Source organism: Labrys okinawensis (assembly GCF_047345005.1).
In the GTDB taxonomy this organism is placed as follows: domain Bacteria; phylum Pseudomonadota; class Alphaproteobacteria; order Rhizobiales; family Labraceae; genus Labrys; species Labrys okinawensis.
Map to the genome: position 1 here is coordinate 56,930 of NZ_CP178864.1, position 13,141 is coordinate 70,070.

Consider the following 13,141-nt stretch of genomic DNA (forward strand, 5'->3'; position numbering starts at 1 on the left):
CTTCTTCATCACAGATTGCAGAAGGATTTGTGACGGCCCGATCGTAACATAATCAGGCGGTTCTATGCGCCGGACAGGCTCTTGCGGGCCCAGATGCGATCAAGTGTCACGATGGCCAGACCGAGGATATAAAAGGCGAGCAGGATCAGTCCGGCATTGCCGAGAGCTCGCGGATAGCCGAGCACCGGGACATTGGCGAAGGGATAGAGATAGCGGCTCGTGAGGGCGCCATAGATCAGCGAATAGACGACGTAGAGCGCCGGGAAGATCAGCCAAACGAGCGGATCGCGCCAGGTAAGCCTTCCCTTCGGGGCGAAGGCCAGCCAATAGAGCGTGAACAGCACCGGCACCACCCGGTGCAAGCCGATGTCGACGATGACCGCAAGGCCGGTCAGCTGCCTGAGGCCAGCCAGGAGCACGGCATAGATCACGCCGACGATGACGATATAGACGGTGACGGCGGCAAGCGTCTGCGGCCGCGCGAGAAAGCCGTCAGGCCGGCCTGGCAGAGCGCAGGCGGCGGCCACCACCGCCACGATGGCGTTGGTTTGAATCGTGAAATAGCTGAAGACAAGGACAAGGCCGTCGAGGAAGGAACGTCCCCCGGCCATGACGCCGCTGACCACGATCCACACGCGCAGGACGACGGAGAGCGCTGCAACGCAGGCGATCAGGGCGGCGGCGAGGCGACTGGCCGAGGTGCTCATCTATACTTCTCGGGTGGGCGGACATCTTGTTCGCATCTTCACATCTACGCCAGCACCGTAGCCCGATCCGTCCTCGCCCGGTAGCTTAGCGCCTCCGCGATATGGATTCGCCCCACATCCGCCTCGCCGTCGAGATCGGCGAGGGTGCGCGAGACGCGGAGCACGCGATGGAAGCCGCGGGCGGACAGGCGCATAGCTTCCGAGGCGTCGCGCAGCAGCTTCGTGGCGGCGACATCCGGCTTGGCGACCTCCTCGACGATCGAAACCGGCACGCTGGCATTGGTGGAGGCCTCGGAAAGGCCCAGGCGGTGATAGCGCTCGCCCGCCCGCTGGCGCGCCTCGGCAACGCGGGCTGCGACCTCGGCCGAGCCCTCGCTGGGCGGCGGCAGGATGAGGTCGGCGGCCGAAACGGCCGGCACCTCGATGACGATGTCGATGCGGTCCAGCAGCGGGCCGGAGATGCGAGCCTGGTAGTCGGCGGCGCAGCGCTCCACCGGTCCGCGCCGGCAGGCAAAGCCGGGATCGTTGGCCTTGCCGCATCGGCACGGGTTCATCGCCGCCACGAGCTGGATGCGCGCCGGATAGGTGACGCGGGCATTGGCCCTGGCGATCACCGCCTCGCCCGATTCCAGCGGCTGCCGGAGGGCGTCGAGCGTCGATGGCGTGAACTCCGGCATCTCATCGAGGAAGAGCACGCCATTATGCGCGAGCGAAACCTCGCCGGGCCGGGCGGCGCTGCCGCCGCCGATCAGCGCCGGCATCGAGGCGGAGTGGTGCGGAGCGCGGAAGGGCCGACGGCCGGTCAATTCACCACCGGCGAGCTGGCCCGCCACGGAATGGATGATCGAGACCTCCAGGAGTTCAGGCATTAGGTAGCAAACTCACCTAAGATCATATCGGCCTATCCTGCCTTCCTAGCTAGAATCTCCGCTTCCAATGAGCGGAGAGGCGACATGAACGAGTTCGTAATTAGCGGCCTGACAAAGCGCCGTGCCGAGCTAGCAGGGGCCGTAGAGCGCCTACATGAGGAATTGAGGAAGACAGTGAACGACCTTGAAGTACTGGACCAGACCATTCGCCAGTTCGTTCCCGACTATCAGGTAGAGACGATCAAGCCCAAGGCCTTTCGGCCTCCGTCCGACTGGTCGCGCCGTGGCGAGATGAGCCGCATTATCATGAGCATCTTGAGGCAGTCCTCAGAGCCCATGACGACGCGGGACATTGCCTTGCAGCTTCTTATTGAAAGAGCTCTGGACAAGAGCGACGTGCGCTTGCTTCGGCTTATGACGAAGCGGGTGGCTGTATCCCTCCGCGACTACCGAGACAAGGGCGTTGTGCGGGCTGCGGAAGGGCCGGGGCAGTACAATCTATGGGAAATCGCCCGTTAATCACATGTTATCCCTGTTCTCAATTTTTATTGTTAAGTAACAATCGCTAAATATCGCATCGAATAACCTCTTACCAGGAGAGAGTAGCGATGAACAAGCTCTATTTCGGCGACAACATTATTGTTTTGAGAGAACACATTAAGGATGAATCTGTTGACCTGATTTATCTCGATCCTCCTTTCAATTCGAATGCCACTTATAATGTTTTGTTCCGAGAGCATGGTACGATTTCTGAGGCGCAAGTGGAACCATTCAGAGATACATGGCAATGGTTTGAGGCTGCCTCTATTGCTATGGATGAGGTTATAAGGGATGGGAATAAAGAGATAAGAATTCTCATGCCTGCGCTATATTCATGGCTAGGTCGCTCTCCCATGATGGCATATCTGGTAATGATGGCAGCGCGCCTTATAGAGCTTCGGGCCAAGCTCAAAAATACGGGGTCTCTGTATCTCCACTGCGATCCGACGGCCAGTCATTACCTTAAGCTTATCCTAGACGCCATATTTGGTCAGAATAATTTTGTCGCAGAAATCATTTGGAAGAGAACTAATTCTCGTGGAACAAAGGGGAGGTGGCCGAGGATTCATGATGTAATACTTTGTTACTCCTCAAGTGAATCCTTCAAGTTTAATTCCTTAAAAATAAAGGCGGATAAATCCAAGCTTCCGCACACATTAATAACAGGCTCAGATGGGGAAAAATATCAGACATATGAATTGACTGGGCCGGGTATTACCAAAGATGGGGAAAGCGGACAGTCATGGCGCGGCCATAGCCCGTCCGCCATGGGGCGGCATTGGGCCAATAATTTAGCAGATCGCGAAGCTTGGGATTCCGCCGGACTAATCCATTGGCCAAAGAACAATGGTTTCCCGCGCCGCCGAGACAGCGTTCCATTTCAAGCAGAAGCTCGCGAAGTCGTGGTCGGGGACGTATGGACAGATATTGATCGCTTGAATCAGACTGCCAAAGAACGTTTGGGATATCCAACTCAAAAGCCGGTTGCTCTTTTAGAGCGGATTATCTTGGCATCTTCCCCCGAGGGAGGAGTAATGTTGGATCCCTTTTGTGGTTGCGGGACAAGCGTGGAAGCGGCAGAACGCTTGGGGCGTCAGTGGATTGGGATCGATGTCACCCATTACGCCGTCACTCTCATAGAAAAACGCCTAAGGGCTGCGCATCCGTCGGCGCGATATCTGGTCCATGGAAGACCGACGACGCTCGATGGAGCATATGCTCTCGCGAGGAGAGATAAACATCAGTTTCAATGGTGGGCATCATGGCTTTTGGGCGCGCAGCGTTACAGAGAAGCCCCAAAGGGTGCTGATGGCGGTGTTGACGCCGATCTCTTTTTCCGTAACGGCCCATATGGCTTTGGCCGAATAATCGTTTCGGTGAAGGGGGGCGAAAAGGTTCCCTCCACGGCCGTAAGAGAGCTTGCCGGCACTGTGGAACATGAAAAAGCAAATTTGGGTGTGCTTATCACCTTGGCAGAACCGACTAGCGTTATGCGATCAACGGCAGCAGGCTACGGAGCTGCCAGCCCATCGGCACATGGGCGCTTGCCAAAAATTCAAATTGTTACGGTGGGAGAACTCTTAGAGGGACGTATGCCCAAACTGCCGCCGCTTCCCCAGCCAAGCGTGGATGTTGCGGTCCCGCGCCGAAAGAAGGCCTCTTCGGATCAGCTAGAGTTGCTCCTTCCATTCACGACGGATGTTGTAGAGCCGGAGGTCGGGGTAATTGTTGATCCTCGCTTCCTCCAAATGCGGGGATAGTGATTAGTGACCTGCAACTCGTTGCCAATATCCCTTCCATTGCCGCGAAACGGGATGCTTGAGGGCAGCGTCAGCAGCCATGAGATATTGCTCGCCGTTCGACACGCGGCGGTTATCTTCGCGCCACGCCATCTCACGGGCATAGGCTGAGAGGTATGGCCCGGCGATATGGTGGTGCATGCCGATCTCGGCGCGACGCAGGCGAGAGAAATAGCTTTCGGCCATGTTCGTGCAGGCCTCGTCAGTCGAATAGGCCTCTTGGTGATTGATGCGCTTCGTCAGGTAACGAGCATGCAGGACATCCCACGCAGTTGATTCATCGGCGTAGATGATGCTGCCGGGCTGCACAGTGGCGGCGATCTTGGGAACGGACTGAGACTCGCTCTTGAACACGAAGGGGAGCGTCACACCGTTGCGCTCGCGCATGATGACAACAACTTGGCGCTTGCCGGTTTGGTTTTGGGCGAGGCGACGATCCCGACGATTTTCCTTCTCATTGGCAGGCTTCACGTAGCCGCCGAAATAGGCGCCGTCGATCTCGACTTCGCCGGCAACGGTGTCTGTATCAACTGGAGAGCCGATAGCTTCGCGTAGTTTGTGGCTCAGGACGAACGCCGTCTTGTACTGGACATCGAGGTCGCGGGAGAGCTGCAAGGCGCTATGGCCCTTCGCACCATTCACGAAGATGGCGATGGCGAGCAGGTAATCACGGATTGGCAGCTTGCGGCTGGCGAAGATCGTGCCAGAGGTGACGCTGAACTGGTGGCTGCAAGCTTTGCACTTGTAGAGCTTGCGACTGGTGAAGCTGTAGACGGCACCGCACTGGCAACGAGGACAAACAGGAGCGCCGTCAGTGGTGGACCAGCGGATGAGGCGGAAGGCGGTATGAGCCTCTTCGTCCGACATGCGTGCAACCTTCGCTAAACTTAGCGAGCGGGCTGCCGCAGAAAGGAGGAAGTGCTGTGCCATTCGGACGCCAACGATTTTCGTTGACGTCATTGATAAGTGTTAGAATTAGTGATGTCAACGGATTTCGTTGGCGTTGACAATTTTTATCGTCACCGCTATCTGTAAGCGATGACGCCTGAACAATCTCGTGCTGCTCGTGGATTTCTGGATTGGTCGCAAACCGATCTTGCCAGCGCTGCCAACGTTTCCCTTTCGACGATCCGGGATTTCGAGAAGGGACGGCGCGTTCCGATTGCGAATAATCTAGCGGCAGTCGAAGCTGCGCTGCGCGCGCAAGGGATTGGGTTTTCCTCTGAAAACGGCGCACAAGCGGTGACCTTCGCTAAGCTTGAGGCTTAATCGAACTGGACGAATATATCAGATTCCACTACGGTGCAGGTGGAGGCGGAGGGAGTTGAACCCTAGGGGGAGACGCTGCAAATCGTTCCCTAGCACCGGCTAATAACCGCCCCCACTGCTAAGCCGAGCATAAAGCCCGGCCTAGCGTCCGTGATGTTGGTGTTACGCTAATATCATGTGCCACCGCCCGGGACCGGCTTCACGGCCCTGCTCTGGGTTGTTGGGAAATGAGGCCTCAGACTGTTCCTTGGTCGGATCGGTGTCTGAGGCTTCATTATTTTCGGAGCTATCCGAAGTCATCCGGATCACTCGCATCTGGGATCGCTTGGCGGCGCGTCGGAAAAGTGTAGTTGCCATCACCATCTTTCACGACCTTGCCAGCGGTTGTTATATTCATGAGGGTCGCATGCAACTTTCGACCCGCGCTCTCGTCATCATCGAAATAACCTGCTGCCTCCGCCTTCTCACGAAGGTCGTCCTTATTCAGAGGTCCATCTGTGAAGATGGCCGTGATCAAAAATTCTCCCAAAGGCAGGCGGAAGCCTGTCGGGGGCGGTAGGGGTGGGAAAGGCAATTCAGTCTCGCCCCCTCCCCTAATGCTCTCGATATCAATGATCGCCAAAAGAGCGTTCCGTTCACGCTCGAAACTGGCTCGTTGTTGTTGAAACTCTATTTCGAGTTTCTGACGCTCGCGATTGTAGGTTTCCTCGTACCGACGGTATTTGGATTCCGCTACCTCCAGCCTTTCCTGCAAGTCCCTGCGAATGTCGCGCATGCCGATCTCCGTCATGGCGATATATGGCTGAGTCGTTCTCATTGGCAATTCCATTGGTGTTTCCCATTGGCTCCAATGGTGGAGAGCCTGTGGATAACTTTTCATTGGTGAGTTTGCTACCTAATGCCGAGGAGTTCGCTGGCCACCAGCGGCGGCAGGATCGAGGGCAGGCGCGCTGCCAGCATGGACTTGCCGGAGCCGGCCGGCCCGATCATCAGGAGATTGTGCCCGCCGGCGGCGGCGACCTCCAGCGCGCGCTTGGCGGTCTCCTGGCCCTTGATGTCCTTGAGGTCGGGCATGGCCTGCGGCGCCGCCGCGATGCGCGGTTGCGGGCGGGAGAGGAGCTGCGTGCCCTTGAAATGATTGACCAGCTGGATCAGCGAACGCGGCGCCAGGATCTCCATCTCGGCGGCGGCCCAGGCGGCCTCCGGCCCGCAGCCGGCGGGGCAAATCAAGCCAAGACTCCTGCCATTGGCCGCGACGGCGGCCGGCAGCACGCCCGCTACGGCAGTGATGGTGCCATCCAGCGCCAGTTCGCCGAGCACGCAATAGCCTTCCAGCGCATCATGAGGGATGGCGCCGATCGCCGCCATCACCCCGAGGGCGATTGGAAGATCGAAATGCGCACCTTCCTTTGGAAGGTCGGCCGGCGCCAGATTGACCGTGATGCGCTTGCCCGGGAGCGCCAGGCCCGAGGCCACCAGCGCCGATCGCACCCGCTCACGCGCCTCCGACACCGCCTTGTCAGGCAGGCCGACGATGGTGAAGGCGACCGAACCCTGCATGAGCTGCACCTGCACGTCGACCTTGCGGGCCTCCACGCCTTCGAACGCTACCGTAGAGACACGCGACACCATTGGCCTTCCCCTTGCACATGACGCAACGATAGCGAGGATGTGACGTGACGCCAAGGGGAGGAGAACAGAACGTGATTTTAGGGAGCGCGACTCGCCTCCCCCACGAAGCTGGGGGAGGTGGGCCGGCGAAGCCGGCTCGGAGGGGGTGTGGTCAGGAGGAAGCGCGGGAAGCGCAACATGAGCTAACGGTTCAGGTGCCTCACTCCGCCCACACCCCCTCCGTCATTGCTCCGCAATGACACCTCCCCCAGCTTCGTGGGGGAGGCTTTCACGTCGCGACTTCCAGGCTCGCTCCCCCTCTCTTCAAAGCCGGTCCATCGTAGTGTGCTCTTGGCCGGATGAGACCGCCGCGCTCCGTCTGCTCCAGCATATGGGCAATCCAGCCCACGGAGCGGGCGATGGCAAACAAGGCGAGTGGGGCGTTCGCGGGCAGGCGGCAGGCATCGGCCAGGGCGGCGAGGGCGAAGTCGACATTGGGCTCCTCGTCGCTGAGGGCGACCACCGCCTCTCGCAACTCGGCGAAGGCGGCGGGCAGTTCGAACTGCGCCAGCAGGGCCCGCGCCCGCGCGTCACCTTCCGGATAGAGCGGGTGACCGAAGGCGGGGAGGCGATGGCCGCGCGAGAGCCAGTCATGCACGGCGCGACGGGCGCCGATGCGGCGTGTGGTGTCGGCGAGGGCCTGCACGCCGAGCGCGGCGCCGCCATGGAGGGGTCCCGCTAGGGTAGAGAGCCCAGCCAGCAGGCCGGCGGCGAGGGGCGCGCCGGTGGATGCAGCGGTGCGCGCGGCAAAGGTGGAGGCGTTGAGCTCATGATCGGCGAGCAGCACCAGCACGCGGCGGACCAGGTCCGAGGCGCCGGGCGCCTGCCAGGCCTGCGCGGCGCGCTCATGGAGCGGCAAGCCAGCGTGGGCGGTGCCACCGAGCATGGCGGTGGCAAGCGTGCTGACGAGACCGGCCGCCTCGCGGCGGAGCATCGTGCGGGAGCGCCCTCCGGTCGGAAAATCATGACTGGCCCGCCGGGCCAGAGCAAGCAGACCCGCCTCGAAGGGATTGGAGGGGACCGGCGTGCCCCGGGCGGTGGGTGGCGCCTCGAAAGTGACCCGCCCGGCCTGCCAGAGCAAAGCGGCGACCGTTTCCAGCGTCGCTTCCTCGGCCATCTCGGCCGCATCCTCGCCGCGATACCAAAGGCGGCCCTCGGCGATGGTCGAGATACCGGACGCGAGCACCGGTTCGCCGAAGGAGATGGTGTGGGTCGCTACCTCGGCGACGCTGCGCCTGCCGGCATTGCGGCCCGCCAGGGCCTTGACGTCGTCGCCATGATAGAGGCTGCGACGCGTGTCCTCAGGGCTCGGCCGCGTACGGATCTTGCCGCGGCTGACATTGGCGTAGAGCGTCTGCGGCTGGACTTTCAGGATGGCGAGCGCCTGTTCGGAGGTGATCCAGCTCATGGCGATATATTGACGATTTCAATCAAGATTGACGTCAATATATCCCGGGAGAATGCTCCGGGCAATCTCACTTGGAGTTATTGCGATGAACAATGGATTGGATGATGTCGTTGCCACCGAAACCGTGATGTCCGATGTGGATGGCCTGGCCGGACGGCTGGTTATCCGCGGGCACTCCCTCGACGATCTCGCCGGACGCCATCGTTATGACGAGGTCGTCGCGCTTCTGCTCGCCGGCTTCTTCGAGGACCTGCCGGGGGAACAGGAACTCGCTCCGCGCCTCGGTGCTGCCCGAGCCGAAGTCTTCGATGCCCTGGTGCCTGCAAGTGCGGGGCTTGGCCAGCTCCCTGTTACCGAGGCCCTGCGCGCCGCGATGGCACCGCTCGCGGACGGCGAGGATCTTGCCACCGCCCTTCGCCTCATCGCGGCGCCGGCCGTGCTGGTGCCCGCCCTCATCCGCCAGCGCCGAGGACAGCAGCCCGTGGCGCCGGAGGCCGGCGCCGGCCATGCAGCCGACATCCTGCGCATGCTGCACGGCAAGGCCGCAGCGCACGAAGCAGCGGCGGCACTCGACACCTATCTGGTGACGGTCAGCGACCACGGCCTCAACGCCTCGACCTTCACGGCCCGCGTCGTCGCCTCCACCCATGCCGGGCTGGTATCTGCCATTCTCGCGGCGCTCAGTGCCCTCAAGGGCCCGCTGCATGGCGGCGCGCCCGGTCCGGTGCTCGACATGCTCGACGGCATCGGCGCGCCGGAGGAGGCGGAAGCCTGGCTGGAGGCGAGCCTCGACAAGGGCGAGCGGCTCATGGGCTTCGGCCATCGCATCTACCGCGTGCGCGACCCGAGAGCGGAAGCGCTGAAACGCTCGGTGCGCGCCCTCGTGGCCGGCGGCGAGCAGACCGAAGGCCGCCTCGCCTTGGCCGAGGCCGTGGAGGCCGCCGCCACTCGCATCCTCGCCCGCCGCAAGCCGGACCGGCCGCTGCAGATCAATGTCGAGTTCTACACCGCCCTGCTGCTGGAGGCCCTCGGCTTTCCGCGCGAGAGCTTTACCGGCGTCTTCGCCATGGGCCGGGTCGCAGGCTGGATCGGCCATGCCCGCGAGCAGACGCTCTATGGTCGCCTGATCCGCCCGCAATCGCGCTATGTCGGCCCGAGGCCGGAGCAGGCGGCGTAGGGACGTCCGCGCTCCCGGCGTTACACCGCCACCACCGCGGTCTGCTTCCGCACGCCCGCCAGGATGATCAGCGTCGCCACCAGAAGAACGATGCCAGCGGCCGCATAGACGCCTCGGGCCCCGCTGACGTCGAAGAAGACCCCGCCCGCCGAGGCGCCGATCGAGATGGCAAGCTGCACGGCGGCGACGATCAGGCCGCCGCCGCTCTCGGCTTCGTCCGGCACGGCGCGGGTGAGCCAGGTCGACCAGGCCACCGGCACGGCGCCGAAGGCGAGGCCCCAGAGCGCGATCATCACCGCATCGGCTAAAGGTGCGCTGCCGAGGGCGGCGAGCACCAGGCCGAGGACGCCCATCACCAGTGGCATCACGGTCAAGGTGAGGCGCATATCGCGCTCCAGCAGGAAGCCGCCGAGCAGCGTGCCGAGGAAATTGGCGATGCCGAAGCCGAGCAGGATGGCCGACATGCCGCCGACGCCCACCCCCGTCACTGTCTCCAGGAAGGGCCTGATATAGGTGAAGAGCGCGAAATGGCCGGTGAACACCAAGGTGACGGCGATCATGCCGAGACCTATCTGGGGCCGAGCCAGCACGTCGATCAAGGTGCGCAGGCGGGCATGGCCTTGCGGCGCCATGCTCGGCAGCGTGGCGAACTGTACGACGAGGGCGAGGGCACCGAGGCCGGCCGCCAGCAGGAATACCGTGCGCCAGCCCGCGATCTCGCCGACGAAGCTGCCGAAGGGCGCGGCGAAGATGGTGGCGGCGGAAACGCCGGTGAAAATGATCGAAAGGGCGCGCGGCACCTGCGCCTCCGGCACCAGCCGCATCGCGGTGGCAGCCGCCATGGTCCAGAAGCCGCCCAACCCGACGCCGAGCGCCACGCGCCCGAGCACCAGGGCTGTGAGGCTCGTGGCGCTCGCCACCAGCAGGTTGGAGGCGATCAGCAGCACGGAAAAGCCGAGCAGGAGATGGCGCCGGTCGACGCTGCGGCTCAGGCTCGCCACGAGCAGGCTGGTGATCAGGGCGACGCTGGCGGTCGCCGTCACCGCCTGCCCGGCCAGGCCTTCGGTGACGCGGAGGTCGCGGGCGATCGGCGTCAGCAGGCTGGCCGGCAGGAATTCCGCCGTCACCAGCCCGAAGACGCCGAGCAGCATCGAGATTACCGCGCCCCAGGCGGCTGTCTGGCGCGCCGGCGCCGGGGAGGCCCCCGAAGTTGAGTTGCTCATGTCATGCACCTTAGTGGTTTTGCAGTGCAGCAAACATAAGGTGGACATGTCGGACGATCTATGTCATGAAATCCAAAATGCTTGATCATTCGTCCAAATCTCTTGGGGCTCCTCGCCACACGTCCAGCGCGTCGGATCTGGTGAGCGAACTGCTGCTCGGCATGCGCCTTACGGGGGTGCAGTATCGGCGCATGGAGATGACGGCACCCTTCGGCATCCGCTTCGGCACCGTGGCCGGGCGGGCGCAATTCCATTTCGTGGCCGCCGGCACGGTGTTCCTGCGGGGGCTGGGGGAGACGGTGCATCGGCTGGAGGCGGGCGATGCCGTGCTGCTGCCGCGTGGCGGAGCACACGACCTCGTCTCGGCGCCGGATTTGCCGAGCCGCGACGTCGACAGCTTCGAGACCACCGAGCTCTGTCACTGCGTCTGCGCCATCGAGGCCTGCGCGGAGGCAAGCTGCCGCAGCAAGGATGCGTTGGTGTTCAGCGGCTGCATGGAATTCGACCTCGGCGGCATGCATCCCCTCATCGGCCTGATGCCGGAGGTGATGCTGGTCGGCACGCTATTGGCCCGCCAGCCCGAGATCGCGCCGATGCTCCAGGCCATGGAACGCGAGGTGCGCACGGAACGCGCTGGTTCTGCTGGCATATTGGCGCGGCTGGCGGATGTCGTGTCCGCTTCGATCGTGCGCGGCTGGGTGGAATGCGGCTGCGACGACGTTCGCGGCTGGCTCGAAGCGCTGCGCGACCCCAGACTTAGCCGCGCCATCGGCGCCCTGCACCGCGATCCTGGCCGCAACTGGACGGTGGAGGAACTCGCTAGCGAGACCGGCAGCTCCCGTTCGGCCTTCGCCGAACGCTTCCTCGCCGTGACCGGCCAGACGCCGCTGCGCTACGTGACGGAACTGCGCATGCGCCTCGCCGCCGAATGGATTGGCCGCGACCGCATGCCCATCGAAACCGCCGCCGAACGCCTGGGCTATGGCTCGCAAGCGGCGTTCAGCCGGGCCTTCAAGCGGGTGATGGGCCATCCGCCCGGTGCGGCGAGGTTTGTCAACGCCCCTCCTCCAGCATCTCCTTGAGATCCTCCAGCTCGCTGTGGTGGAGCAGCAGCACCCCCAGTTTTCGGGCCAGTTGTTCGGCGGCCTTGGTGAAGTCGCGGTTCGAAACCACTACGGCATAGTCGGAGTCGCTGAAGCCGGCGGCGGCGTGGGCCTCCTGGACGGCCTTGTTGCCGACGGGATTGCCGAAATAGAGCTTGCATTGCAGGGCGACGACCATGTCGTCCCTGCGCGCCAGGATGTCGACCCCCTGGTCGCCGGACTGGCCGGTAACCTCGGCCTCCCAGCCCGCCTTGCGCAGGAGGTCGGCGCAGAGGTGTTCGTAATCCTCGGGCGTGATCTCATCCATGGCCTCGGGGATACGGGTGTCGGGCTCGGCGGCGGCCCAGGCCTTCACCATGCGAGTGGCGAAGGCGTCGAAGCGCGGAATGGCCTCCTCGTCGAGGTTGAGCTTCACCGCTTCACGAAAGCGCACCAGCTCGTCATGCCATTTGTCGAATTCCTCGGCACCATAGGCGTTGACACGCACCAGCTGGCGGTAGCGCTTGGTGAGCGCCCTGCTGTGGCGGCGGATCAGGCGGCGCCATTCCGGCTTGTCGCCGCCGAGAGGCAGGATGCCGAGCCAGGTGAGCAGAATCACCAGCGCCAGCCCGACCGCGGCGATGGCTGCAGCCCGGCCCGTGAGGCGTTCGAGGCGCGCCAGATTCATCGCGACGATGAACACGATCGCGTATTTGGTCAGGCTGACCCATGTCGACGGCCTGAATATGCCGAATCCCCAAAGCATGGGCTGGTTCTAACCTGAAATTGTTGCCAAGAGGTGCAGCAGAACCTGATAGGAGGTCGGCATGACCGAGATCGAGAGCCTGAGCGCCCGCATCGATGCGCTCGAAATGCGACTGACCTTCCAGGATGAGACCATCGAGGATCTGAACAAGGCCATCATCGCGCAGTGGAAGCAGATCGACGGGCTGACGCGCCAGCTTGCTCAGATCGAGGATCGGGTGGCGGTGGGCGAGCAGCGCGCCGATCTCGCCGGCTTGCCCGAACCACCACCACCGCATTATTGAAAGAGCCTCACCCTGGAAGAGCCCGTGCCCGAATCTCCCACGCCCCCGCTGATCACCCTGGCCCAGGCTGCCCGTCGCCTGGAGACCGAGGCCAAGGCTCTCGGCAATGTCGCCCGCCAGCACGGCTTCTTCACGGCCGTGGGCCGAGACCTCTACTTCACCGAGGAACAGCTCAAGGCAGTGGATGCGCTGTTGAAGGACAGGGCGCGGGCCGAGAAGAAGGCAGCCTCGCGCAAGAAGAAGCCGCCCTCGACCTTCGGGATCCATGAGAGCGCGGAACTGCGCAAGCAAAGGCGGCGCGACAAGAAGCGGCAGGGCAAGAAGGAGGGGGACTGATCCCGGGTGCG

General features: G+C 62.9%; 13 protein-coding genes and 2 pseudogenes. 7 read left to right on the forward strand and 8 right to left on the reverse strand.

The window, feature by feature from the left end; genetic code table 11:
• Window positions 1-62: 62 nt before the first annotated feature.
• The gene (locus ACMDCR_RS00270) at window positions 63-707 is read right to left on the reverse strand and encodes a Pr6Pr family membrane protein (protein WP_413990631.1); all 645 of its coding nucleotides are present in this window, start codon (window positions 705-707) and stop codon (window positions 63-65) included.
• A gap of 44 nt (window positions 708-751) precedes the next feature.
• A pseudogene (locus tag ACMDCR_RS00275) lies at window positions 752-1,570 on the reverse strand (ATP-binding protein); the annotation flags it as partial.
• 90 nt (window positions 1,571-1,660) lie between these two features.
• On the opposite strand from ACMDCR_RS00275, the gene ACMDCR_RS00280 reads away from it, so the two are divergent.
• Both ACMDCR_RS00280 and ACMDCR_RS00285 read left to right on the forward strand, forming a co-directional pair.
• Window positions 1,661-2,095 carry a hypothetical protein gene (locus tag ACMDCR_RS00280; protein ID WP_413990632.1) on the forward strand — a complete coding sequence of 145 codons (435 nt, stop codon included), beginning with the start codon at window positions 1,661-1,663 and terminating at the stop codon, window positions 2,093-2,095.
• Between the two features lie 89 nt (window positions 2,096-2,184).
• Window positions 2,185-3,876: a DNA methyltransferase gene (locus tag ACMDCR_RS00285; RefSeq protein WP_413990633.1), complete on the forward strand. Its 1,692-nt coding sequence runs from the start codon at window positions 2,185-2,187 to the stop codon at window positions 3,874-3,876.
• A gap of 3 nt (window positions 3,877-3,879) precedes the next feature.
• Here the strand turns inward: ACMDCR_RS00285 and ACMDCR_RS00290 are convergent, their stop codons facing one another.
• Entirely contained in the window at window positions 3,880-4,845 is a 966-nt protein-coding gene (locus tag ACMDCR_RS00290; protein ID WP_413990634.1) for an IS1595 family transposase, read from the reverse strand.
• Window positions 4,846-4,953: 108 nt separating this feature from the next.
• Between ACMDCR_RS00290 and ACMDCR_RS00295 the strand changes: the two genes are divergently transcribed.
• Complete coding sequence (locus tag ACMDCR_RS00295) at window positions 4,954-5,184, forward strand: helix-turn-helix domain-containing protein (protein ID WP_413990635.1); 231 nt, start codon at window positions 4,954-4,956, stop codon at window positions 5,182-5,184.
• 286 nt (window positions 5,185-5,470) lie between these two features.
• Here the strand turns inward: ACMDCR_RS00295 and ACMDCR_RS00300 are convergent, their stop codons facing one another.
• From ACMDCR_RS00300 to ACMDCR_RS00310, 3 genes and pseudogenes are all read right to left on the reverse strand, one after another.
• Window positions 5,471-6,013 carry a hypothetical protein gene (locus ACMDCR_RS00300; protein ID WP_413990636.1) on the reverse strand — a complete coding sequence of 181 codons (543 nt, stop codon included), beginning with the start codon at window positions 6,011-6,013 and terminating at the stop codon, window positions 5,471-5,473.
• 68 nt (window positions 6,014-6,081) lie between these two features.
• Window positions 6,082-6,816 (reverse strand): annotated as a pseudogene (locus ACMDCR_RS00305) (magnesium chelatase domain-containing protein); the annotation flags it as partial.
• A gap of 268 nt (window positions 6,817-7,084) precedes the next feature.
• On the reverse strand, window positions 7,085-8,263 hold the full coding sequence (locus ACMDCR_RS00310) for a citrate synthase (protein WP_413990637.1): 1,179 nt from the start codon (window positions 8,261-8,263) through the stop codon (window positions 7,085-7,087).
• An 85-nt stretch (window positions 8,264-8,348) separates the two neighbouring features.
• Between ACMDCR_RS00310 and ACMDCR_RS00315 the strand changes: the two genes are divergently transcribed.
• Window positions 8,349-9,440, forward strand: coding sequence for a citrate synthase/methylcitrate synthase (locus ACMDCR_RS00315; protein ID WP_413990638.1), 1,092 nt, complete (start codon window positions 8,349-8,351; stop codon window positions 9,438-9,440).
• Window positions 9,441-9,460: 20 nt separating this feature from the next.
• On the opposite strand, the gene ACMDCR_RS00320 is transcribed toward ACMDCR_RS00315, so the two are convergent.
• Window positions 9,461-10,663, reverse strand: coding sequence for an MFS transporter (locus ACMDCR_RS00320; protein WP_413990639.1), 1,203 nt, complete (start codon window positions 10,661-10,663; stop codon window positions 9,461-9,463).
• A 77-nt stretch (window positions 10,664-10,740) separates the two neighbouring features.
• Between ACMDCR_RS00320 and ACMDCR_RS00325 the strand changes: the two genes are divergently transcribed.
• Window positions 10,741-11,745: an AraC family transcriptional regulator gene (locus tag ACMDCR_RS00325; protein ID WP_413990640.1), complete on the forward strand. Its 1,005-nt coding sequence runs from the start codon at window positions 10,741-10,743 to the stop codon at window positions 11,743-11,745.
• On the opposite strand, the gene ACMDCR_RS00330 is transcribed toward ACMDCR_RS00325, so the two are convergent.
• Window positions 11,717-12,511 carry a restriction endonuclease gene (locus tag ACMDCR_RS00330; protein ID WP_413990641.1) on the reverse strand — a complete coding sequence of 265 codons (795 nt, stop codon included), beginning with the start codon at window positions 12,509-12,511 and terminating at the stop codon, window positions 11,717-11,719. The two genes, ACMDCR_RS00325 and ACMDCR_RS00330, sit on opposite strands and share 29 nt — an antisense overlap.
• 61 nt (window positions 12,512-12,572) lie before the next feature.
• On the opposite strand from ACMDCR_RS00330, the gene ACMDCR_RS00335 reads away from it, so the two are divergent.
• Both ACMDCR_RS00335 and ACMDCR_RS00340 read left to right on the forward strand, forming a co-directional pair.
• The gene (locus ACMDCR_RS00335) at window positions 12,573-12,794 is read left to right on the forward strand and encodes a SlyX family protein (RefSeq protein ID WP_413990642.1); all 222 of its coding nucleotides are present in this window, start codon (window positions 12,573-12,575) and stop codon (window positions 12,792-12,794) included.
• A 24-nt stretch (window positions 12,795-12,818) separates the two neighbouring features.
• Window positions 12,819-13,130, forward strand: a complete 312-nt coding sequence (locus ACMDCR_RS00340) for a hypothetical protein (RefSeq protein ID WP_413990643.1) — start codon at window positions 12,819-12,821, stop codon at window positions 13,128-13,130.
• Window positions 13,131-13,141 lie beyond the last annotated feature (11 nt).